The 26855-nt window shown below is 71.5% G+C and carries 1 protein-coding gene; it reads right to left on the bottom strand.

The features are described from left to right. Positions 1 to 75: 75 nt before the first annotated feature. Positions 76 to 26829, bottom strand: coding sequence for a non-ribosomal peptide synthase/polyketide synthase (locus P3H15_RS35170; RefSeq protein WP_276141482.1), 26754 nt, complete (start codon positions 26827 to 26829; stop codon positions 76 to 78). Positions 26830 to 26855 lie beyond the last annotated feature (26 nt).

A 26855-nucleotide genomic window follows, 5' to 3' on the forward strand; every position in this document is an offset into this window, starting at 1 on the left:
CCCCGTCCCCCAGGTCGATCGTTCGCCGTCCACAGGGCGCACAGACCCCATCGTTGCACAGCGGCGTGGCCGTATTCAGCCGATTCGGTCGTCGCGGCGCGGGGTGCGATCGGCGCCCAGATACCTCGACAGCACCGGCCCGATGACGGCGAGGGACTGCGGCTCGATCATGTCGTTGTGCCCGCAGTCCACCGGATGCTCCACGATCCGGCCGGTCACCAGCGGTCGCCACTCGTCCACCGACCGGGCGCGGGTGGTGCCGTCGTCTTCGCCGGTCGCGGGGAAGATCAGCAGGTCGCCGTCGTAGACCTGCGGCTCGAACCGATGGACGAGTTCGCGCGAATTCTCGTATCCGGCGTTGATCCGCTCGAGGTGTTCTCCGCGTAGCCCGGAGTCGCTACCCCACGATTCGTTGAGCAGTTGCGCTGCGCGTTCGTACGTGAGTTCGCCGTCGGTGGCGACGACGAGGCCCAGCCCGCGGAGCAGATCCCGCATGTCGAGTTTCCCGAACAGCGGGTCCTCGCCGTTGTCGGGATAGCTGTCCATGACGGCGAGGGTCGCGACGTCGTCGCCTGCCCGCTGGAGTTCGACGGCCATCGCGTGGGCGATGACCCCGCCCAGCGACCAGCCGAGCAGGTCGTACGGTCCCTCCGGCTGAATGGCCTTCATCTCCTCGATGTACCGGTGCGCGAGTTGCTCGATCGACCGGTATTCGCCGTCCCCGCTGATCGTGGGCAATTGCAGGCCGTACGCGCGGCGGTCGGCGGGCAGATACCGGACGAGGCCCGCGTACCCCCAGGACAGCCCGATTCCCGGGTGAACGCAGAACAGCGGGCGTCCGGTGCCCTCGGTGCGCAGCGGAATCACCACCGCCAGCGCCTCCGTCACCGCGCCTTCCGCCGACGGCAGTGCGATCCTGCGGGCGAGGCCGGACGGTGTGGGGTCGAGGAACATCCATTGCAACGGGATCTTCCGGTCGAGTCGCTCCTGCAGGGCGGCGACCGCCTTCGTGGCCAGCAGGGAGTTGCCGCTCCTCTCGAAGAAGTTGTCGTCGGCCCCGACCCGGTCCAGACCGAGCACCTCGGCGAACACGTCCACGATCGCCGCCTCGAGGTCGGTGGCGGGCGGACGGAAGCGGGTGCCCGACAGGAACTCGGGAGCGGGCAGCGCGGCGCGATCCAGCTTGCCCACCGGCGTCAACGGGATCCGGTCGAGCACGACGATCGCGGCGGGCACCATGTGGGACGGCAGCCGCTCGGCGACGAGACGGGACAGTTCCGCGGTGTCGACGTCCGCGCCGCCGGCCGGCCGCACATAGGAGACGAGGAGCGGTTCCCCGGCCGGCCCGTCCCGGCCGATCGTGACGGCGAACCCGACTCCGGGGTGGGCGGTGAGTGCGGCGTCGATCTCGCCGGGCTCGATGCGGAACCCGCGGATCTTCACCTGGAAATCGCTGCGCCCGACGTATTCGAGGGTGCCGTCTCGGCGCCACCGCACCACGTCGCCCGTGCGATACATCCGGTCGCCGGGGGCACCCCACGGCGCGGCCACGAAACGGGACGCCGTCAGCCCGGACCGGCGGTGATACCCGGAAGCCAGGGCGCGTCCCGAGACGTACAGCTCACCGACCACACCGACCGGCACCGGGCGCAGCCGGGAATCGAGCACCACCTCCGCGACGCCGCGGGTGGGTGCGCCGAGTGTGATCGGGTCGCCCGGCACCAGCGGGTCGCTGATGTTCGACATGATCGTCGTCTCGGTCGGCCCGTAGGCGTTGAACATGCGGCGGCCCGGCGCCCACCGGGCGACGAGTTCGGGTGGGCAGGCCTCACCGGCCACGACCAGCGTCCGCAGCGACTCGAAGCCCAGCGGGTCCATCGACGCCAGTGCGGTCGGGGTGACGAATCCGTGGGACACCCGCTCGTCGCTCAGCAGCGCGGCCAGTTCGACGCCGCCGTAGATCGTGGGCGGTGCGATCACCAGCGTCGCACCCGCGCAGAACGCCATGACGAGTTCGAAGACGGATGCGTCGAAACTCGGCGACGCGAAGTGCAGCACCCGCGAGCCTCGGGTGACGGCGAGGCGGTCCCGCTCCTCCGCGGCGAGGTTCGCCAGGCCGCGGTGCGTGACGGCCACACCCTTGGGGACGCCCGTGGATCCGGACGTGTAGATGAGATACGCGGGATGCGATTCGTGCAGCGGTGCGGTCCGGTCCGCGTCGGTGACCGGTTCGGGCGACTGCGTCCTGATCCGGTCGGCGTCCCGGACGTCGTCGAGCACGATCCAGGTCACGGCGGCGGGCAGCCGATCTCGGTGTTCCCGGACCGTCACGCCCGACACGGCACCCGAGTCGGTGAGCATGTGCTCGATCCGGTCGGGCGGATAGCCGGGATCGACCGGCAGGAACGCGGCGCCCGTGCGGGCGACCGCCCACACCGACAGCACCGATTCGATCGACCTCGACAGGCTCAGCGCGACAGTGGTTCCCGGACCGGCACCGGCCTCGATCAGCCGGCGCGCCAGCCGGTTCGAGGTCTCGTCGAGTTCGCGGTACGTGACCGCCCGGCCCCGGTACGACAGCGCGTCGGCGTCCGGGTCGAGTCGGACCGCGGCCGTCAGCAGGTCCGGCAGCAGGACGTTCGGTGCGTCGGGTGCTCCGCGCGCCGGGGTGAGCGCCGCGACCTCGTCGGTGCCGAGGATCTCGATGTCGCCGACCGGAATTCCGGGTTGAGCGGTGACGGAGTCGAGGATGCGCACGAACCGCTGCGCGAAACCCAGCACCGTGTCGGCGTCGAACAGATCGGTCGCGTAGTCGATCGCGCCCGTCATGCCCGCCGGGGTGCCGTCGGTGTCGAACCGCTCATCGAGGATCACCTCGAGGTCCACCTTCACGACGGCGAGGTCGGGATCGAGTCCCTCGACGCTCAGCCCCGGCAACCGCAGCGCGGGATTCTCGGTGTTCTGGAATTCGAGCGACACCTGGAAGAGCGGCGAGTGGGCGGTCGAGCGCACCGGGCCGACGGCGTCCACCACCCGCTCGAAGGGCAGGTCGGCGTGCGCGAAGGCACCGAGATCGGCGTCGCGGACCTGCGCGAGCAGGTCGCGGAACGGCTGCCCCGCCTCGATCGCGGTGCGCAGGGCCAGCGTGCCGACGAACATGCCGACGAGGTCGTCGAGCGCCGCCTCGCCGCGACCGGCGATCGGGGTGCCGATCGCCACGTCGCCCGTGCCGCCGAGCCGCCCGAGCAGGACGGCGAGTGCGGCGTGCACGATCATGAACTCGGTGGACCGGTGCTCGCGCGCCGCCGCCCGGATCCGCTCGTGCAGCCCCGCATCGATCGTGAATCCCACCCGGTCGCCGTGGAACGACTGCTGGGCGGGACGCCGGCGGTCGGTGGGCAGTTCGAGGAGTTCCGGCAGCCCGGCGAGCGCGGACTCCCAGTAGGACAGCTGCCGCGAGATCAGCGACCCGGGGTCGTCCTCCGAACCCAGCAGCCTGCGCTGCCACAGTGTGTAGTCGGCGTACTGCACCGGTAGCGGCGTCCACGCGGGAGCGTGACCGTGGGCGCGGGATTCGTACGCGACCATCACATCCCGCACCAGCGGTGCCATCGAGAAGCCGTCGGCCGAGATGTGGTGCACTACGACGGCGAGCACGTGGGTCCTGGTGTTCGGGGAGACGGTGTTCTGGGAGACGGTGTCGAGAGAGAACAGGGCGATGCGCAGCGGGACGGCGGCGGCGACGTCGAAGCCCGCCGACACGAGGCGGGTGAGTTCTTCGCGGAGCCGGTCGTCGTCCGCGACCGCGGTCGGCGGAGCCATCGGCGCCGGCGGCGGGAGGATCTCCTGCACCGGTTCGCCGTCACGGAGCGGGAATCGGGTGCGCAGCGACTCGTGCCTGGTCACGACGTCCGTGACAGCCAGTCTCAGCGCGTCCACGTCGAGGTCGCCGGTGAGTCGCACGACCATCGGGATGTTGTAGGCGGGCGAACTCGTGTCGAACTGGTTGATGAACCACATGCGCTGCTGCGCGTAGGACAGCGGGATGCGGGCGGGGCGGTCCCCGGCGGTCAGGGCGGGACGGCCGGACGGGCCCGCTCCCGTGTGCTCGATGCGGGCGGCGAACGACTCCACCGTGGGCGCCTCGAACAACGCCCGCACGCCGATGTCGGTGCCGAGCGCGGCGCGTAGGCGGGCCACCGCGCGGGTGGCGCTCAGCGAGTTGCCGCCGAGATCGAAGAATCCCGCATCCACGCTCACCCGGTCCAGTCCGAGTACCTCCGCGAAGACGCCGGCCACCGTCTCCTGCACCGGGTCGGCCGGTGCCCGGTATTCGGCGGTGCCGACGTCGAATTCGGGGGTGGGCAGGGCCTTGCGGTCGAACTTGCCGACGGCGGTCAGCGGGATCTCGTCCAGCACGGTGATCGACGACGGAATCATGTGGGCGGGCAGTCTGCTCGCGAGAGCGCGGGTGAGGTCGCCGGTGTCGAGGGTGTGCCCGGGGGCGGGTACGACGTAGGACGCGAGGAGCGTGTCGCCGGCCGGGCCGAGGTAGGCGACCGTGACCGCGAACCGGACGCCGGGGACCGCCGCGAGCGTCGTGTCGATCTCGCCGAGTTCGATGCGGAACCCGCGGACCTTCACCTGGAAGTCGCTGCGGCCCAGGTATTCGATGGTGCGCCCGGCGGTCCAGCGCACGACGTCGCCGGTGCGGTACATCCGCTGTCCCGGCCGGCACGGGTCGGCCACGAACCGGGTGGCGGTGAGCCCGGGGCGGCGATGGTAGCCGCGCGCCAGTCCCGCTCCTGCGAGGTACAACTCCCCCGGAACCCCGGCCGGAACCGGCTGCAACCGGGAATTCAGCACCAGTTCCGTGACACCGCGGATCGGTCCGCCGATGGTGATGCGCTCCCCCGGGGTCTGGGGATCGCTGATGTTGGACATGATGGTGGTCTCGGTCGGCCCGTACGCGTTGTACAACCGGCGTCCCGGCGCCCACCGGGACACGAGTTCGGGCGGGCAGGCCTCGCCGCCGACCGCGACGTCCGCGAACAGATCCAGCCCCGCGGGGTCGAGGGATGCGAGCGCCGCCGTGGTGACGAATGCGTGCGTGACCCGCCGGTCGCGGATCAGCTGGGCGAGTTCGTCGCCGCCGAACACGGTGGGCGGCGCGATCACCATCGTCGCCGCGGCACCGAACGCCTGCAGGTATTCGAACACGGAGCCGTCGAAGCTCGGGGTCGAGAAGTGCAGCGTCCGGGACTCCGAGTCCGCCCCGAAACGGGCGAGTTGGTCTTTGGCGAAGTTGTCCAGGCCGCGGTGCGTCACGGTGACGCCCTTCGGCATTCCGGTGGAGCCCGACGTGTAGACGACGTACGCGGCCGAGTCGAGGGTGACCGGTGCCGTGCGGTCGCCGTCGTCGACCGGTGCCGCAGAACCGGCCGCGCACTCGGCGCCGAACTCGGGATCGTCGAGGACGAGCCAGCGCGTGCTCCCGGCCAGCCGGGCACGATGCTCGGACGTCGTCAGTCCGAGAGCGCATTCCGAGTCGGTGAGCATGTGCGCGATGCGTTCGTCGGGATAGTTCGGGTCGACGGGCACGAACACGGCCCCGGCCTTGGCCACCGCCCACACGCACAGCACCGACTCGATCGAACGCGGAACACCCACGGCTACCGACATTTCCGGACCGAGACCGCGGCCGATCAGAACGCGCGCGAGCCGGGTGGACCGCTCGTCCAGCTCCCGGTACGACACCTCGACGTCGCCGGACGAGAGGGCGACCGCATCCGGGTCGACCGCGGCGGCGTCGGTGAAGATCTGCGCGAGAGTGCGGACGGAACCGGCGGGGCCACCGCGGACCGGCACCAGTTCCTCGCGTTCCCGCTCGGTGAGCAGCGACAACCGGGCCAGTGGCAGGTCGGGTCCGGCGCAGGCGTCGAGCACCCGCACCACCCGGTCGGCGATGTCCTCGACCTCTCCGGGGGCGAACAGGTCGGGGATGTACTCGAACTTCAGGTGCAGGCTCGCCGCCGCCGACGCGACGAGGCTCAGCGGGTAGTGGGCGGCGTCGCGGGCGTCGACGCCGGTGACGCGGAGCCCGGCGATGTCGGTGTCTTCCGACAGCCCGGCCCGGTCCACCGGGTACGACTCGAACACGGTGAGGGTGTCGAACCCGACGCCGGGGCCCGCGGCGTCCCGGATCTCGGCGAGACCCGTGTAGTGGTGATCGAGCATCGCCGCCTGCTCGGCCTGCACCCGCTCCAGCAACGCACCGAGCATCTCGTCCGGGCGCAGCGTGACCCGCACCGGCACGGTGTTGATGAACAGCCCGACCATCGTCTCGATGCCGGCGAGTTCCGGCGGCCTGCCGGACACGGTGGCGCCGAACACGACGTCGTCGCGTCCGGTGAGCATTCCCAGCACGATGCCCCACGCCGTCTGCAGAATGCTGTTGAGCGTGAGCCCACGGGTGCGCGCGGATTCGCGCAGCCGGTCGGTGCGGTCCTCGTCGAGGTCGAACACCCATTCCCGCGACACGGTCGACAGTTGCCGCGCCCGGTCCGCGGGGATCAGAAGCGTCGGTTCCTCGACCCCGTCCAGAGTGTCCGCCCAGGCCCGCGCGGACATGCCCCTGTCGCGCCCGCTCATCCACGCCAGGTAGTCGCGGTAATCCCGCACGCGGGGCAGCGGCGAGGGGTCGGCGTCCGTGGCGTACAGCGTGAGCAGTTCCCGGATCATCAGCGGCATCGACCAGCCGTCGAGCAGGATGTGGTGGTTCGTCGACACCAGTCGGCAGTGGCCACCCGCCGTCCACACCAGCAGGAACCGGATCAGCGGTGCGGTGGCCATGTCGAAGGGGGTGGTCCGGTCGGCGGCCAGCAGTCGCTCGATCTCGGCTTCCGCCGCGTCCCCGTCCAGTCCGCTCAGGTCGATCTCCCGCCAGGGCACGGTGACCCGCCCCGAGACGACCTGCACGGCCCCGCCGTCGGCGTCGTGGCAGAACGCGCTGCGCAGGTTCGGGTGACGGTCGAGGAGCGCGCCCGCAGCCCGGCGCAACCGTGCCGCGTCGACGTCGCCGGCGAGGTCGAGAATCAGCTGGACGAGATAGGCGTCCACCGACTCGTCGGCCAGTTCGGCGTGGAACAGCATGCCCGCCTGCAACGGCGACAACGGCCAGACGTCGGTCATCGCCGGGTACCGGCGTTCGAGGTCGTCGATCGCGCTCTGGCCGAGTCGGACCAGGTCCAGGTCGGACGGGGTGAAGCCGCCGCCACCCGACCTGGCGTGCTCGGACAGGGCCTCCAGCGCCCGCACCCACAGCCGCGCGAGTTCGCCGACGTCGTCCGCCGCGATCACCCCGACGGGGAACGACCACGTCGCGGTGAGTACCGGGCCTGCGGCCGTGTCGGTGGTTCGGGCGTTCACGTCGACGACGGCCGCCGCGGGCAACCCGGAGTGCGCGGCGGCGGCGAGCCCCGCGTCGGAGACCGGCATCCAGTCGCCGCCGGGGGCGGTGCCCGCCCCGAGCCTGCCGAGGTAGTTGAAACTCACCTGCGGACTCGCCTGCGCCGACAGTTCCCGGGCCGTGTCGTCGTCGAGGTACCGGAGAAGCCCGAACCCGATGCCGTGGTCGGGGATCGAGTGCAGCCGCTCCTTCACCGCCTTGACCGCGTCGCCTGCGGCGGGGCCCGCGGCGAACGCCTCCTCGACGTCCACACGGCCCAGGTCGAGGCCCACCGGGAAGATCGTGGTGAACCAGCCGACCGTGCGGGCCAGATCGGCGCCGGGGACCACGTGCTCCTCACGACCGTGCCCTTCGAGATTCACGAGCGCGGCGGAAGACTCGATCCCGCGGCGCCGGCGCCACCGGACGAGCGCCAACGCCAGCGCCGTCAGCAACCCGTCTGCCACGTTCCCGTGGAACGCCTGCGGGAGCGACGTCAACAGCGTCTCCGTGACGGCGACAGGAAGCCGGACCTCGACGTCGGACGTCTGGACGTCGGCCGGGGTCAGCGGCCGCGACCCCAGCGGCGGGTCGGGGGTGTCGAGCATCCGCCGCCACAGGGCGAGTTCGGCTGTGCGGGAGGGTTCCTGCGCCACGTCGGTCAGTGCGTGCGCCCACGTGCGCATCGACGTTCCGGTGGCGGGCAGGGCGGTTGCCTCACCGGACAGCACCCGGGCGCAGGCGAGGGCGAGATCGGGGACGAGGATGCGCCACGACACGCCGTCGACCACCACGTGATGGGCGACGATCAGCAACCGTCCCGCCGTCGCGGGTACCGCGGCGCTCGCGAACCACACCGCCTGCACCATCACGCCCGACTCCGGGTCCAAGCGGCCTGCGGCGGCGTCCAATTCGCGGGACGCGGCGTCGGTGAACGAGTCCGCGGCGCCGAGCGGCACCGTGCGCACCACCTCGGTCGCCCGCACCCACCCGGGCGGCGCGGTCGCCGCCGTCCACCCGGGCGGCGCCGCCGCCGTCCAACCGACCCGATCGCTGCGGTACAGGCGGGCGCGCAGCATGTCGTGCCGGTCCAGGACGGCCTGCATCGCCGCCGTCAGTGTGTCCTCGTCGAGTTCGGCGGGGGTCGTGAACAGCGCGGCCTGCGAGTACCGCCGGAAGTCGCCGTCCCGGCCCAGCATCCAGCGCACGATCGGGGTCAGCGGGAACTCGCCGACACCGCCGCCGGGCAACTCTTCGAGCGTGATCGTCTCCTCCCCCGACGTGGCGACTTCCGCGAGCGCGGCAACCGTCTTGCGTTCGAACACGTCCCGCGGGGTGATCACCACCCCGGACGCCTTCGCCCGGGTGACCAGCTGGATCGACATGATCGAGTCGCCGCCGACCGCGAAGAACGAATCGTCGACGCCCACCGTGTCGAGGCCGAGGACCTCGGCGAACAGGCCCGCGAGGATCCGTTCCGTCTCCGTCGCCGGTGCGCGGCCGAGCGACACCTGCCGGCCGTAGTCCGGTTCGGGCAGCGCCCGGCGGTCGAGTTTGCCGTTCACGGTGAGGGGCAGCGCGTCGAGCACCACCACGGCGGCGGGCACCATGTGCGCCGCCAGCCGGCCCCCGACCGTGTCGACGATCCCGGCGGGGTCCAGCACCCGGCCCGCCTCGGGCACCACGTAGCCCACCAGGCGCTCGTTCCGCGCCAGCACCACCGACTGCGCCACACCGCCGCACGCGAGCAGCGCCGATTCCACCTCGCCGAGTTCGATGCGGAACCCCTTGACCTGCACCTGGAAGTCGTTGCGGCCCAGATAGTCCAGCTGTCCGTCCCTGTTCCACCGGCCGAGGTCGCCGGACCGGTACATCCGGGAACCGGGTGTGTACGGGTCGGCCACGAACCGCGTCGACGTGAGCGTGAACCGGCCCAGGTAGCCGCGGGACACCTGCGCGCCGGACACGTAGAGTTCCCCGACCACTCCCGGCGGCACCGGGTGCAGGCGGGAGTCGAGCACGTGCACGCGCAGTCCGGGCAGTGCCCGGCCGATCACGGACGCCGACGCGGACGCGGCGAGTTCCCCGTCCAGCGGCAGGTAGCTGACGTGCACGGTGGTTTCGGTGATGCCGTACATGTTCACGAGCGCCGGGACGGTGTCTCCGTGCCGCGTGTACCAGCGGGTGAGCTGCCCCAGGTCGAGGGCCTCGCCGCCGAACACCACCACGCGGAGCGCCAGTTCGGTGCCGCCGGACACCCGGTCCGCCTCGGCGAGCTGGTAGAAGGCGGTGGGGGTCTGATTCAGGACGGTGACGTTCTCGTCCCGCAGCAGTCGCAGGAACGCGTCGGGTGAGCGGGTGGTGAAGTAGTCGACCACCGCCAGCCTGCCGCCGTGGAGCAGCGCACCCCACAACTCCCAGACGGAGAAGTCGAACGCCGCCGAGTGGAACATCGTCCACACGTCGGCGGCGTCGAAGCCGAACAGCGGCTGCGTGTGCGCGAACAGGGTGGCGACGTTGCGGTGCGACACCTGAACGCCTTTCGGCTGTCCCGTCGAGCCGGAGGTGTAGATGACGTACGCCACCGCGTCGGGGTGCAGGGGTCCCCGCCGGTCCTGGTCGGTCACCGGCAGCGGCGACGTACGGCCCAGTTCGGCCACCGTCTCCGGGCCGTCGACGAGGACGGCCGGGACGCCGCTCGCCCGGACCGCGTCGAATTCGTCCTCGGTGGTCAGCACGCATACCGGCCGGGCGTCGGCGAACACGAACGCGAGCCGATCCGCCGGATACGTGACGTCGACCGGTAGATAGCCGGCCCCCGACTTCACCACCGCGAGCAGCGCTACCACCAGGTCCACCGACCGTGCGGCGGCGACGGCCACCAGGGTCTCGGGGCCTGCCCCGCGCGCGATCAGCAACCGCGCCAGTCGATTCGCCCGGGTGTCCAGTTCTTCGTACGTGAGCGACGCGCCCTCGCAGACGACCGCTGTCGCGTCGCGGGACCGCTCCGCGGCCCGCTCGAAGAGTTCCACCAGCGTCGCGTGCGCCCCGATCGGTTCGGCGAGCGCGGGCAGCACCGACTCCCGCTCCGCCGGGTCCAGGATGTCGATGTCCCCCACCGGGAGCGCCCCGCCCGCGGCGATCGATTCGAGCACCCGCAGGAACCGTTCCCCGAACCGCGTCACCGTGTCGCGGTCGAGCACGTCCGTCGCGAACCGCAGCCCGGCGGCGAGTCCGGCGGGTGCGCCGTCCTCGTCGACCTGCTCGGCGACGCTCAGTTCCAGGTCGAACTTCGCGACACGAAGGTCCACGTCGAGCGAGTCGACGGTGAGTCCCGGCAGCTCGAGGTGGGTGCCCTCCGCGTTCCGGAATTCGATGAGCACCTGGAACAGCGGGGTGTGCGACGTGGACCGCTCGGGGGCGAGGTGGTCGACGAGCCGCTCGAACGGGATGTCCGCGTGCTCGAACGCCCCGAGATCCGCGGCCCGGACGGCGGTCAGGACCTCGCCGAACGACGCCCGCGGGTCCACCACCGTCCGCAGGACGAGGGTGTTGACGAACATGCCGACCACGTCGTCGAGTACCGCCTGCCCGCGGCCGGCGACCGGCGTTCCCATCGTGACGTCGCCGGTGCCCGACAACCGCGACAGCAGCACGGCGAACGCCGCGTGCACGGCCATGAACAGCGTCGCATTGTGCTGGGCCGCGATTGCGTTCAGAGCGCGGTGCAGTCGCGCCGGCACGTCGAACTCGACCACGTCCCCGCGGTACGACCGCTGGGCGGGCCGCGGCCGGTCGACCGGGATCTGCAGCACCTCGGGCGCGCCGGACAGCGTGTCCGTCCAGTAGCCCAGTTGCCTCGACATCACCGAGTCGGGATCGTCCACCGCGCCGAGGACGTCCCGCTGCCACACGCTGTAGTCGGCGTACTGCACCGCCAGCGGCGTCCAGCCGGGCGTCTCCCCCACGGTCCGGGCGGTGTACGCGAGCATGACGTCGCGGGCCAGCGGCATCATCGAGAATCCGTCGGCGGCGATGTGGTGCACGACGATGGCGAGGACGTGCTGCTCGGGCTCCAGTGCGAACAGCGCTGCGCGGAAGGGGATCTCGTCGCTCACGTCGAATCCCGTCCCGACCAGTCCCGCGACGGCCTCCCGCAGCGCACGGTCACCGGACACGGGCACCGGGTCGAGGCCGGGGGTCGCAGGCCCGGGATCGACGATCACCTGGTGCGGTCCGTCGACCGACCCGGGGAACACGGTGCGCAGCGATTCGTGCCGCTCCACGACGTCGCCGACCGCCGCGTGCAGGGCGGGGCGGTCGAGGGCGCCGGTCAGCCGCAGGGCGATCGGGATGTTGTAGGCGGGCGAGGACGTGTCGAACTGGTTGACGAACCACATCCGCTGCTGCGCCAGCGACAGCGGTATCCGGTCGGGGCGCGGCCCGGCGGCGAGCGCCACCGACGGCGTCCTCGCCGACGCGGCCGAATCGATCCGGACCGCCAGATCGGCCACCACGGGCGCGTCGAACAGGGCGGCCACCCCGATCCCGGCGTCGAGGGCGGAGTTGATGCGCGCGACGGCCCGGGTGGCGCTGAGCGAGTCGCCGCCGAGGTCGAAGAAGCTGTCGTCCGCACCGACGCGGGGGGCGCCGAGCACCTCGGCGAACACGTCCGCGACGGCCTCCTCCACCGGCGTGGTGGGCGCCCGGTACCCGAGGGTCGTCGTCACGAATTCCGGTGCCGGCAGCGCCTTCCGGTCCAGCTTGCCGACGGGGGTCAGCGGGATCTCGTCGAGAACCACCACGGCCGCGGGCACCATGTACTTGGGCAGGATGCGGCCCGCGAACGCGAGCACGTCCGGCGCCGCCACCTCCTCGCCGTCGTGCGGCAGGACGTACGACACGAGCGCCGTGTCCCCCAGCGGCCCCGGCCTGCCGAGGGTCGCGGCGAAGTCGAGATGCGGGTGCGTGGTGAGCACGGAATCGATCTCCCCCAGTTCCACACGCTGACCGCGGATCTTCACCTGGAAGTCGCTGCGCCCGAGATACTCGAGGGTATGGTCGCGACGCCACCGCACGACGTCGCCCGTCCGGTACATCCGGCCACGGCCGTAGGGGTTGGCGACGAACCGCTCCGCGGTGAGCGCCGCGCGCCGGTGGTACCCGCGGGCCAGAGCCGTTCCCGCGATGTACAACTCGCCGGGCACCCCGGCCGGGACGGGCTGCAGCCGGGCGTCGAGGACGGACAGTGCGATGCCGCGGACGGGGCTCCCGATCGTGACCGGTTCTCCCGGCGCCATCGGTGCGCTGAAGGTGGTGAGGACGGTCGCCTCGGTGGGGCCGTAGCCGTTGAACATCGCCCGGTCCGCGCCCCACGTGGCCACCAATTCGTCGCCGACGGCGTCGCCGGCCACGACGAGCGCCTCGAGGTGCTCGATGCCGTCGCGCTCCACGGTGGCCAGGACGGCCGGGGTGATGCAGGCGTGGGTGACCCGTTCGCGGCGCAGCAGGTCCGCGAGCTCCGCACCGCCGTAGACGTCGGGGGGCGCGATCACCAGCGTCGCCCCCGCCGCGCACGACTGGACGAGTTCGAGGATCGCCACGTCGAAACTGGGTGAACAGATGTGCAGGCACCGGGAATCCGGCGACACGGTGTAGTGCTCCGTCTGCTCGGTGAGCAGGTTCGCCAGACCGCGGTGGGTGACGACGACACCCTTCGGCCTGCCGGTGGACCCGGACGTGTAGATCGCGTAGGCGGCGTGGTCGACGTCGAGCACCGACCGGCGGTCCAGGTCGGTGACGCGGGCCGAGGAGGCGGCGGACCAGGTGCGCTCGAAGTCCGGATCGTCCAGCACCAGCCACGGCACGGAGCCGGGCAGCCGGTGCCGGTGCGCCGACGTCGTCACCCCCAGTGCCGCACCGGAATCGGCCAGCATGTTCTCGATGCGGTCGGCGGGATAGGTCGGGTCGACCGGCACGAACGCAGCTCCGGTCTTGGCGACCGCCCACACCGCGGGCACCGATTCCGGTGATCGAGGTAGCCCGAGCGCCACGAACGTCTCCGGCCCGGCACCCCGTTCGATCAGCACGCGGGCCAGCGCGCTCGACCGCTCGTCGAGTTCCCGGTAGCTCGTCGCCTGCCCGTCGAAGACGAACGCGGACGCGTCCGGCCGATTCCCGGCAGAGGCCGTGAGAAGCTCGGGCAGCGTCCTCGGCGGCCCGGCGGGGGCACCGCACACCGCGGTGTACTCCTGCAGTTCGGCCTCCGACAGCAGCGTCAGGTGCGCGAGCGGGGTGTCGATATCGGACAGCAGGATCTGCACGACACGTGCGACGCGGGCGGCCACCGACTCCGCGAACTCGCTGCCGAAGACGTTCGGCTGGTACCGCAGTCGCAGGTGCAGTGCCGTGTCGGCGTGCGCCATCAGGGTGAACGGATAGTGGGTGGAGTCGATCCCCTCGATCCCGGCGACGTGCATGCCGCCGATGTCGGTGTCTTCCGACAGCCCCATCCGGTCCACCGGATACGACTCGAACACGGTGAGCGTGTCGAACGCGGCACCCTCCCCGACGGCGCGCTGGATCTCGGTGAGTCCCAGGTAGTGGTGATCGAGCAGGGCCGATTGTTCGCGTTGGAACCGCTGCAGCAGTTCGGCGAGCGTCTCCTCCCTGCGCAGGCGCAGCCGGACGGGCACCGTGTTGATGAACAGCCCGACCATCGACTCGATGCCCGCGACCGCCGGTGGGCGGCCGGACACGGTGGCGCCGAACGTCACGTCTTCCCGGGTGCCGAGCGTGGTCAGCACCAGCCCCCACGCCACCTGGACGAAGGTGTTCATCGTCAGGCCGCGCTCGCGTGCGAGGGACTCCAGCGCGCGGGTCTTCTCCTCGCCCACCTCGAGGCGCACGTCCTCGGGTTCGGCGAAGGACTGTTCGCCGTGCGCCGCGGGCGCCACGAACGTCGGCTCGTCCGCGCCGGCGAGGGCGGACACCCAGGCGGCCGTGGACCGTTCGTGGTCCTGCCTGCCGATCCACTGCAGGTAGTCGCGGTAGGGCGTGACGCGGGGCAGGGCCGTCGGGTCGCCGTCCGTGGCGTACAGGACGAGCAGGTCCTTGATCACCAGCGGCGTCGACCAGCCGTCGAGGAGGATGTGGTGATGGGTGAGCACCAGCCGGTACCGGTCGGGTGCGGTGCGCAGCAACGTGAATCGGAGAAGCGGCGCCTCGGACATCTCGAACGGGACGGCGCGGTCGGCGGCGAGGAACGCGCTGTCGTCGAGGTCTGAGAGGTCGACGTCGGTCCACGGCGCGATCGCCGAATCGAGTACCACCTGCACCGGTCCGTTGCCGGTGTCGGCGAACGCCACGCGGAGATTCGCGTGCCGATCCAGCAGGCCCTGCGCGGCACGGCGCAGCCTCGCCGGGTCGACGGTGCCGCGCAGGTCGAGGACCAGCTGCACCTGATAGGCGTCGAGTCGATGCTCGGACAGCTGCGCGTGGAACAACAGACCCGCCTGCAGCGGGGACAGCGGCCAGATGTCTTCGAGGTCCGGGTACGTGCGCCCCAGTCGGTCGATGTCGGTCTGCCCGACGGACACCAGGTCGAGGTCGGACGGGGTCAGCCCGCCCGCGCCCGGCCGGTTCGCGTGCTCGGCGAGGGCCGTGAGCGCCCGCACCCACAGCGCGGCGAGCTCGTCCACGTCCTCGGCGGCGAGCACACCGGTGGGGTACGACCACGTCGCCGTCAGCACCGGCGCCCCGTCGCGGATCGTGGTCGCGGCGTTGATATCCACGACCCAGGAGGCGGGCATGTCGTGGTTCTGGGTTCCGCCGAGGTCCCCGCTGTCCGCGACCGGCAGCCAGGGCACGTCGCCTGCGCTCGTCGCCACCCGGCCGAGGTAGTTGAAACTCAGCTGCGGCGGCCGGAATCGGCGCAGCCCCGCGGAGTCGCCGGGGTCCAGGTACCGCAGCATGCCGTACCCGATGCCGTGATCGGGAATGGCGAGGAGTTGTTCCTTGACGGTCTTGATCGCGGCCCCGGCGGCGTCGTCGGCGGCGAGTGCGGCGTCGACGTCGATGCCGGTGAGGTCGAGTCGCGCCGGGAAGAGTGTGGTGAACCATCCGACGGTGCGGGACAGGTCGGCGCCCGGCACGACGTGGTCCTCGCGGCCGTGGCCCTCGAGGTTGATCAGCACGTCGGCCGTGTCGACCCCGCGATGCCGCCGCCACCGGATCATCGCCAGTGCGAGGGCGGTGAGCAGGCCGTCGCCGACGGCGCCGTGGAACGCAGCGGGAAGGGTGGTGAGGAGTGCGTCGGTGACCCCGGTGGGCACGTCCACGACGACGCGGCCCGTCGTGGCGTCGACGTCGATGCCCGGATTCAGCGGCCGGGAGCCGAGAAGCGGATCGGGTCCGTCCAGGATCGACTGCCACAGTGCGCCTTCGGCGCGCCGGGACTGCACGGCATCGGTGAGCCCGTGCGACCATCGCCGCATCGACGTCCCGACTGCCGGCAGTGCGGCGGGCAGACCCTCGGCGACGCGGGAATGGGCGGCCGCGAGATCCGCGATCAGGATCCGCCAGGACACGCCGTCGACGACGAGATGATGCGCGACCAGCAGCAGACGCCCCTGCCCGTCCGGGCCGTCGAACCAGAGCACCTGCACCATGCTGGCCGCGGCCGGGTCCAGCCGGTCGGCCGCCGCGTGCAGTTCCGCTCTCGCCACCGCAGCGAAGTCGCCGGCGTCGAACGACGTCACGGGCACGCGGTGGATCAGCGCGTCGGCGCGCACCGATCCGGTCGGCAGCACCGTCATCGCCCACCGCCCCGCCTCGTCGGCGGCGAGTCGCGCGCGGAGCATGTCGTGGCGGTCCAGCACGGCGTCGACGGCGGCGGCGAGATCCTCGCGGGTGAGACCGCGGGGTGCGGTGACCGGCACCGACTGGGAGAACCGCTCCAGCCTGCCGCCGCTGCGGTCGAGCATCCACGCGACGACGGGGGTCAGCGGCACCGGGCCGACTCCGCCGCCGGGCAGTTCCTCCAGCACCACGGCATCGGCGCGTTCGTGGTGGGCCACCTCGGCGAGACCGGCAACGGTCCGGCGCTCGAACACGTCCCGCGGGGAGAGGATCAGTCCCGCGGCCTTCGCGCGGGCCACCAGCTGGATCGACATGATGCTGTCGCCGCCGAGCGCGAAGAACGAGTCGTCCACACCCACCGAGGCGAGTCCCAGCACATCCTGGAACAGGCCGGCGAGCAGCGCCTCCGTCTCGGTGCGCGGCGGCCGGCTGTCGGTGACGACGACTCCGAAATCCGGTTCCGGCAACGCCTTCCGGTCGATCTTGCCGTGCACCGTCACCGGGAGCGCCGCGATCACCAGAACGGCGGCGGGCACCATGTACGACGCGAGCCGCGTGCCCGCGAACTGCAGGACTTCGCCCGGATCGACGGCCGCACCGGGTTCGGGGACGACGTACCCGATCAGCCGGTCGCCGGACCGTTCGTCCCGGCGCACGTCGGCGACTGCCGCCGCCACGTTCTCGTGGGCGAGCAGCGCCGACTCCACCTCGCCGAGTTCGATGCGGAATCCGCGGATCTTCACCTGGAAGTCGGTGCGCCCGAGGTAGTCGAGTTGCCCGTCCGCCGTCCAGCGCACGAGGTCGCCGGTCCGGTACATCCGGCTGCCCGGCGGCCCGGACGGGTTGGCGACGAAGCGTTCCGCGGTGAGGGCGTGCCGGCCGTGATAGCCGCGTGCGAGCGCGGGGCCCGCGAGGTACAGCTCCCCGGCCACGCCTGCCGGTACCGGGTGCAGTCGCTGGTCGAGGACGGTCTCGGTGAACCCGAGTGTCGGCGCGCCGATCGTGACCGGCTCGCCCGGCGCCAGCGGCGTGCTGATGCTCGACACGACCGTCGCCTCGGTCGGACCGTATGCGTCGAACATCGTCCGGCCCGGCGCCCAGCGTGCCACCAGTTCCGGCGGGCAGGCCTCGCCGCCGGTCACCACGCACCGCACGCTCTCGAGCCCGGCGGGATCGACCGAGGCGAGCGCGGCCGGCGTGACGAAGCAGTGCGTGACCCGCTCGCGCCGCAGCAGGTCCGCCAGGTCGTCGCCGCCGTAGACGGACGGGGACGCGATCACCATCGTCGCGCCGGGCCCGGCCGCCAGCATCAGTTCGAGCACCGAGGCGTCGAAGCTCGGCGACGCGAAGTGCAGGGTCCGGGACCCCGTGGTCGTGCCGAACGTGTCCTGCTCCGTCGCAGCGAAATTCGCCAGCCCGCGGTGTGTGGTCACCACACCCTTCGGTGTGCCGGTCGATCCCGACGTGTAGATCACGTACGCGGGGTGGTCGAGGTGCAGGGCCGACGTGCGGTCGGTGTCGGTCACCGCCGTCGCCGGGAACAGCGACAGCTCGGCGTCGGTGCCGGGGTCGCCCAGCACCAGCCACGGGATCGATGCGGGCAGGGCGGACCGCACCGCGGCCGTGGTGAGACCGGCGACGGCGCCCGAATCGCCGAGCATGTACTCGATGCGCTCGGCCGGATGGTTCGGGTCGACCGGCAGGAACGCGGCCCCGGTCTTGGTCACCGACCAGACGGCGAGGACGGATTCGATGGACCGCGGCAAGGCCAGCGCCACCACCTGTTCCGGGCCGATGCCCCGCCCGATCAGGAGCCGGGCGAGCCGGTCCGACCGCTCGTCGAGGTCCCGGTAGGACACCCGGCGTCCGTCGAAGACCAGTGCCGCGGCATCCGGTTCCACGGCGGCGGCGGCCGTCAGCAACTGCGGCAGCGTCCGCGCCGGCACGCCGGGTCCCCCGCTCACCGGCGTCAGTGCGGCCCGTTCGCCGGCGCCGAGGACGTCGACGTCGCCGACCGGGACGTCCGGCGAGTCGGTGACGGCGCCGAGGATCCGGACCAGCCGCTCGGCGAACACGGCCACTGTGTCCGCGTCGAAGATGTCGGTGGCGTATCCCAGCGCCGCGCTGATCCCCGCGGGACGTCCGTCGGCGTCGACGTTCTCCCGCAGGGTCAGCTGGAGGTCGAAGTTGATCGTGTCGAACTCGAGGTCGAGGGGTTCGACGTGGAGACCGGGCAGTTCCAGCTCGGGGCGCTCGGTGTTCTGGAATTCGAGCATGACCTGGAACAGCGGTGAGTACTCCGTCGAACGGGAGGGGCGCAGGCTCTCCACGACGCGCTCGAACGGCACGTCCGCGTGCGTGAACGCCCCGAGGTCGGCCTCACGGACCTGCGCGAGCAGTTCGGCGAACGTGCGGGCGCCGTCGACGGGGGTGCGGAGCACGAGGGTGTTCACGAACATCCCGACCAGGTCGTCGAGCTCGGCCTCGCCGCGGCCGGCGATCGGTGTGCCCACGGCGACGTCGTCCGACGCGCTCAGCCGCGACAGCAGGACCGCCAGCGCGGCGTGCAACGCCATGAACACGGTCGACCCGTGCCTGCGCGCGACCTGCACGACACCCTGGTGGAGGTCCGGGCCGATCCCGAACTCGACGCGGCCCGCGCCGAGGGTGCGGGCGGCCGGGCGGGGCCGGTCCGTGGGCAGTTCCAGCACGTCGGGGATGTCGGCGAGCGCCGCCGACCAGTAGTGGAGCTGGCGGGCGAGCGGCGACTCCTCGTCGTGTTCGTCGCCGAGCCGGTCCCGTTGCCAGAGTGTGTAGTCGGCGTACTGGACGGGCAGCGGAGTCCAGTCGGGTGCCACGCCGCGGGCGCGGGCCGTGTACGCCGACAGGACGTCGCGGGCGAGCGGGACCATCGAGAAGCCGTCCGCCGCGATGTGATGCACCACCACCGCCAGCACGTGCTCGTGCTCGCCGTCCAAGAACAGCCCGGCCCGCAGCGGCGCCTCCGTGGTCACGTCGAATCCCGCGGAGAGCAGGCGGTGGAGTGCCGCGTCGACGTCCGACGGCGCGACGGGGTGCGGTGTGAGATCGGGCGCCACGGTCTCCGGCGGCAGGATCACCTGCCGCGGACCGTTGTCGGTGAGGGGGAAGACGGTGCGGAGGGATTCGTGGCGTTCGACGACGTCGGTGACGGCCGCCTGCAGCGCAGACACGTCGAGCGTGCCGGTGAGGCGGAGTGCGATCGCGACGTTGTATGCCGCACTGGCCGTGTCGAACTGGTTGGCGAACCACATCCGCTGCTGCGCCAGCGAGACGGGGACCTCCCGCGACCGATCCCGCGGGGCGGGCGCCGGCCGGGATTCCGCCCGGGATTCCCCGGCCTCGGCGCGGGCGGCGAGTCCGGCGACGGTCGGGGCGTCGAACACGTCCCGCACGCCCAGGCGGTCGCCGACCGCCGCGTTGACGCGGGCGACGAGCCGGGTCGCGGTCAGCGAGTTCCCGCCGAGCGCGAAGAAGCTGTCGTTCGCCCCCACCCGGACGATGCCGAGGAGGTCGGCGAACACGGCGGCGACGATCTCCTCCACCGGATTGCGCGGGGCCACGAATCCCACCGTCGCCGTGCCGAAGTCGGCGTCCGGCAGCGACTTCCGGTCGAGCTTGCCGTTGACGGTGAGGGGCAGGGCGTCGATCACCACCACCGCGGCGGGCACCATGTACGACGGCACGCTCGCCCCGACCGCGGCGAGAACCGCCGCCGCGTCGACGTCGGCGCCCGCCTCCGGGACCACGTAGCCCACCAGACGGTCGCCGTCCCGCTCGTCGCCGCGCACCACGACCACCGACTGCGCCACCCCGGCGCACGCGGCGAGGGCGGTCTCCACCTCGCCGAGTTCCACCCGGAACCCGCGCAGCTGCACCTGGAAATCGCTGCGCCCCACATACTCGAGCCGCCCGCCCGCACCCCATTTGACGACGTCGCCCGACCGGTACATGCGCGCCCCGTCCCGGCGGTGGTCGAACGGGTCGGCGACGAACCGCGTCGCGGTCAGCCCCTGCCGCCCGATGTAGCCGCGGGTCACCTGGTCGCCGGACACGTACAGCTCGCCCACCACCCCGGGCGGCACCGGATGCAGCCGGCCGTCGAGGACGTAGACGCGCAGTCCGGGGAGTCCGCCGCCGATGACCGAGCCGGACACGGACGCGGCCAGCGCCCGGTCGAGGGCGAGGTAGCTGACGTGCACGGTGGTCTCGGTGATGCCGTACATGTTCACCAGCACGGGGGCGCGGTCGTCGTGCCGGGTGTACCACCGCTCCAGTTGCCCGACGTCGAGGGCTTCGCCACCGAAGATCACGTGCCGCAACGACAGTGGCGTTGCGTCGCCGTCCTCGACGGCGCTCGCCGCACGATCGGCCTCCGTCAGCTGATAGAACGCCGTCGGCGTCTGGTTCAGCACCGTCACCCGTTCCCGGCGGAGCAGTTCGAGGAACGTGTCCGGCGACCGCGCGGTGAAGTAGTCGACCAGCACCAGCCGGCCGCCGTGGACGAGCGCACCCCACAGTTCCCAGACGGAGAAGTCGAAAGCGTACGAGTGGAACAGCGTCCACACGTCGGACGAGTCGAACCCGAACAGCTCCCGGGTGTTGGCCAGCAGCGCGACGACGCACCGATGCGACACCTGGACGCCCTTCGGCCGCCCCGTCGATCCCGACGTGAAGATGACGTACGCGACGGCGTCGGCCCACAGCGGCTGCAACCGGTCCGAGTCGGTGACCGGCAGCCCGGACAGTTCGGCCACCGCTCCCACCGTGTCCGGATCGTCGATCGCCACCACCGGAATTCCGGCCGGCGCCAGCGACGCGAATTCTGCGCTCACCACGGCGCACACGGGTCGCGCGTCCTCGAACATCGCTGCCACCCGCTCGGCGGGATAGCTCGTGTCGACCGGCACGTACCCGCCACCGGCGGCGAGCACCGCCAGCAACGTCACCACGAGGGCGGGCGTGCGATCGACCAGCACCGCGACCAGCGACTCGGTTCCCACGCCCTCGGCGATCAGCAACCGGGCCAACCGGTTCGCCCGCTCGTCCAGTTCGCCGTAGGTCAGCGTCTCGTCGCCGCACACGATCGCGGTGGCGTCCGGGGTCGCCGAGGCCACCCGCGCGAACAACTCGACCACGGTCTGCGCGTCGGCGGCGACACCCTCACGGTTCCAGCGGTCCAGCACCAGCTCGCGCTCGACCGCACCGAGAACCGGGATGTCCCCCACCACCACCGCCGGGTCGTCGACCACCGCCCGCAGCACCCGGACGAAGCGTTCCCCGAACCCCTCCACCGACGACCGGTCGAACACGTCCGTCGCGTACAGGAAGGCGGCGGACATCCCCGCGGCGGTGCCCTTCTCGTCGTGGTACTCGGCGAGCGACAGCTGGAGGTCGAATTTGGCAACCCCCGGGTCGACGTCGACCGCCTCCACGGTCAGGCCCGGCAGTTCGAGGTGGGCACGCACGGTGTTCTGGAATTCGAGCAGCACCTGGAACAGCGGCGAGTGGGACGTCGACCGGCCCGGAGCGAGCTCGTCGACGACGCTCTCGAACGGGACGTCCGTATGCCCGAACGCGCCCAGATCCGTGTCGCGGGCCCGGGCCAGCACGTCGGTGAACACGTCACCCGATCCCACCGGAGTCCGCAGCACCAGCGTGTTGACGAACATCCCGACGAGGTCGTCCAGCGCCGCCTCACCGCGACCCGCGATCGGGGTGCCGATGGCGACGTCACCCGACCCGGTCATCCTCGACAGCAGCACGGCCAGCGCCGCGTGCATCACCATGAACAGGGTCGCGTGGTGTTCGCGTGCGAGGAGGAGCAGTTTCCGGTGCAGGCCCGCGTCGATCGGGAACGCCGCGGTCGCCCCCTCGAGGGAGCGGGTGGCCGGCCGGTTCCGGTCGAGCGGCAGGGCGCTGACCTCGGGAAGTTCGGCCAGCACATCGCGCCAGTACTGCAGTTGCCGGGACATGAGGCTGTCCGGGTCCTCGGCACTGCCCAGAAGCCGACGCTGCCACACGCTGAAGTCGGCGTACTGCACGGGCAGCGGTTCCCAGCTCGGCAGCGTCCCGGACCGCCGCGCCGAGTAGGCGACCATCAGGTCGCGGGCCAGCGGCGCGAGCGACGCTCCGTCGGCGGCGATGTGATGCACCACGATCACCAGCACGTGTTCGTCGGGGCCGGTCCACAACAGCGCCGCGCGCAGCGGGACCTTCGCGCTCACGTCGAACCCACCTGCGAGGAGGGTCGCGATCCGGTCGTGCAGCGACTCGTCGCCGTCGACGTGCGGGGTGAGGTCCGGGGCGACCGCCGCGGTGTCGACCACCACCTGGTAGGGGCCGTCCTCCGACGCCGGATACACGGTGCGCAACGACTCGTGCCGCTCGATCACGTCCCCCACCGCGGCCCGCAACGTGTCCGCGTCCAGAGGTCCGGTGAGGCGCACGGCCATCGGAATGTTGTACGCCACCGACGACGTGTCGAACTGGTTGAGGAACCACATCCGTTGCTGGGCCAGCGACAACGGGATCCGATCGGGCCGATCCCCGACGACGAGGGGCGGTCGGTCCACGAGGTCCGTTCCCGCATGGCGAACATACGCGGCCAGCAGTTCGGCGGTGGGCGCCTCGAACAACGCCCGGACACCCACGTCCGATCCGAGTGCCGCGTTGACGCGCGCGATCACCCTCGTCGCCACGAGAGAATTGCCGCCGAGGTCGAAGAAGCTGTCGTCGACACTGATCCGTTCGACGCCGAGGACGTCCGTGAAGACCTCGGCGATCGATTCCTCGACCGGGTCGGCCGGCGCCTTGAACTCGGCGGCCGCGGACAGGAACCGCGGTTCCGGCAGTGCCGCGCGGTCCAGCTTCCCGACCGGGTTCAGCGGGATCTCGTCCAGCACCACGACGACCGAGGGAACCATGTACGCCGGCAACCGGTTCCGCACCTGCCGCAGCAGTTCCGCCGTCTCGATCGGCCGGCCTGCGGCCGGGACGACGTACGAGACCAGGACAGTGTCCCCGGACGGTCCCGGCCTGCCGATGGTGACGGCCAGTCGCACGTCCGGTTGCGTCTGCAGCATCGCGTCGATCTCGCCGAGCTCGATGCGGAAACCCCGCACCTTCACCTGGAAGTCGCTGCGCCGCAGGTACTCGAGCGTGTGATCGGGCCGCCACCGCACCACGTCACCGGTGCGGTACATCCGGCCCCGGCCGTACGGGTCGGCGACGAATCGCGCCGCGGTGAGACCCGGGCGGCGGTGATAGCCCCGCGCCACACCGGCACCGGCGATGTACAGCTCACCCGGTACCCCGACGGGTACCGGATGGAGCCGGGCGTCGAGCACCACTTCCTCGGTGCCCCGGAGCGGCCCACCCAGCGTGATGGGGTCGCCGGGGGTCATCGGCGCGCTGATGTTCGCCATGATGGTCGTTTCGGTCGGACCGTAGGCGTTGTGCAGCCGACGGTCCGGCGCCCACCGGGCCACCAGTTCGGGCGGGCAGGCCTCACCGCCCACGACCACGTCGAGGAAATCGCCCAGCGAATCCGGCGGGATCGTGACCAGCGCCGCGGTGGTGATGAAGCCGTGCGTGACGCGTTCCGACCTCAGCACGTCGGCCAGCTCCGAGCCGCCGTACGCGGATGGCGGCACCAGCACCATCGTGGCGCCCACCCCGAACGCCTGCAGATACTCGAACACGGACGCGTCGAAGCTCGGAGTCGAGAAGTGCAGCGTCCGAGACGATCTCGTGGCGCCGAACCTCTCCTGCTGGTCGGTAGCGAAGTTGTCCAGGCCGCGGTGGGTGACGGTGACGCCCTTCGGCTGTCCCGTCGAACCGGACGTGTAGATCAGGTACGCGGCATTGTCGAGGTGCAGGGGCCGAATGCGGTCCGAGTCGGTCAGCGGACGGCCGGAGCGGGCGGCGCAGTCGGCCCGGAAGTCCGGATCGTCCAGCACACACCACGGAATCGAGTCGTGCAGGCGGCCGCGCGCCGACTCCTCCGTCAGGCCCAGCACCACACCCGAATCGGCGAGCATGTATTCGATCCGATCGGCCGGGTAGTTCGGGTCCACCGGAACAAAAGCCGCCCCGGTCTTCGCGACGGCCCACACGGACGCCACCGACCGGAACGAACGCGGGAGCGCCAGCGCGACGAACGATTCCGGTCCCACCCCGCGGTCGATCAGCACGCGCGCGACCTGCGTCGACCACCGGTCCAGCTCGCGGTACGACAACTCCTCGCCCTGCCGCGACAGTGCCGTCGCAGCCGGATCCAGTGCCGCGGCGTCCGCGAAGAGGCCGGGGAGGGTGCGCTCGGACCGGCCCGGCCGTCCTCGTACCGGTGTCAGCGCGGAACGTTCTTCTGTCGAGAGGATCTCGATGTCACCGACGGGCACGTCCGGATCGTCCGCCATCGCGTCGAGTATGCGGAGGTACCGCTCGGCCGCCACCCGGATGGTGTGGGCATCGAATAGGTCTGCGGCGAAGCCGAATTCGACGGCGGCCCCGGCCGGTCCCCCCGACTCGTCGACCGCTTCCGTCACGGTCACGCACAGGTCGAGGCCGGGGAACTCCGCATCCGGGGAGCCGGGGGGCCTGGTGTCGAGCAGCACCTGGACGATCGGTGTGTACGCCTCCGACACCGACACGCCGAGTTCGCGCACCAGACGGTCGAACGGAACCCCGGTGTGCGACACCGCCTCCGCGGCGACGTCCCGGACGTGGGCCAGGTAGTCGCGGCACGACACCTCGCCCGCGTACCGCGAACGCACCACCACGGTGTCCGTGCGGTCACCCACGTCCACCGCCGTCCCGACGGCGATGTCGCTGCTCCCGGTGACCCGGCCGAGCAGGATCGACAGCGCACTGAGGAACACCGTGCGGCCTGCGGCGCCGGTCGCGTCGGCCAGTGCGGCCACCCGGCGGTGCAACTCCGCAGGCACCACCACGGTGACCCGGTCGCTCTCCGGCGACAACCGCGCGGGCCGCCGCCGGTCGGTGGGCAACGGCAGGAGGTCGGGCAACCCGTCCAGTCGCCGGCGCCAGTACTCGACTTCCCGGGCCTCGCCCAGCAACCGTTCCCCGATGCGGGCGCTTTCCTCGTGGATGTCGCCCACCCGGGACGCCGGGTTCGCGGTGGCCAGTTCCGCGAGCAACTCCACGAACTGCCGATGGTGTTCCCGCAGTTCGCCGCGCTCGTAGCGGCTGGGGTTCGCGCGGAAGTCGACGAAGATCCTGGTGGGAGTGCCGCTCTGGTACACATTGATCAGCAGGTCCTCCACCGGACCCGAGGTGACGATGTGGAAATCGCCGACCAGCGAACCCAGCGCCACCTCCTGGCGGAACAACATGACGTTCACCATCGGCCCGTACAACTCCGTCGACGCGGTGTCGCCGGCGTCACGGCGGATGTCGTCGAGGCTGCACCGCTGGTGCCGCAGTGCCGCGACCAGTTCACGCTGGACCTGCTCGATCAGGTCCGCGACGGTGTCCTCGGCCCGGACGCAGACGGGCATCGGGGCGACGTTGACGAGCATGCCGCCGGAATTGCGCAGCACCGCCGTCGTGCGCGCCGACACCGGGATGGTCACCAGCACATCGGTTCTGCCGGTGCGGCGAGCCAGGTAGCACGCCGCGGCCGCGATGATGGTCGCCGCCGACGGGCTGTCGCGGGAATCGAGAACGGCCACGACGTCGTCGGAGAGGACGGCGCTCTCCACCGTGCTGGCGGCGGACACGTGTCCCGCCGTCTGCGCCAGTGTGCTGCCCTCGACCCCGGCGACCCGCTCCGCCCAGTACTCGCGGTCGGTCAGGAAACGGTCCGAGGCGCGGTACCGGCTGTCGATGTCGTACAACTGCCGCAAGCTGACCGCCCTGTTCGGATCCGGTTCGCGGCCCGCGACTTTCGCGGAGTACCGGTGCGCGATGCGGCGCAGCATCGTCATCGCACCGTAGCCGTCGAGGGCGACGTGGTGAATCCTGCTGTACCACAGGAAGTGCGCGTCCCCGGTCTGCAGGATCGACGTCTCCACCAGCCGGTCTGCGCTCAGGTCGATCGGCGTGACGTAGTCACGCTCCATCCATTCGTGCGCCGCCGCCATCGGATCCTCTTCGGCGCGGAAGTCGACGTACGCGATCGACGTGTCCGTCCGATGGTCCACGTACTGCAGCGGGCGGCCGTCGACGTCGTAGACCTTGAGGAACGGCGATTCGAATTCGCGGGCCGCCTCCACCGTCTCCTGCCGCAACAGGTCCATGTCCAGCGCACCGCGGAACTCGACGTACTGGGCGATGAAGATCGGGACCCGCGGTTCCAGTTGCTGGGCGAACCACGTGGCCCGCTGCGCCGCCGAGAGCGGAATCGGTTCGCCGCCGTCCGGGGCGGAACCGTCCGATCGCTGCCCCGGGACGCGCAGGTCCGCGGGGCGGCGCGGATCCCCCGCCCCCGGAACGGGTCCTTCACCTTGTCCAGGGCACACTAGAACTCGACCTCGCCCCGCCCAAC

It is taken from the genome of Rhodococcus sp. T2V (genome assembly GCF_029269925.1).
Classification (GTDB): Bacteria; Actinomycetota; Actinomycetes; order Mycobacteriales; family Mycobacteriaceae; genus Rhodococcus_F; species Rhodococcus_F koreensis.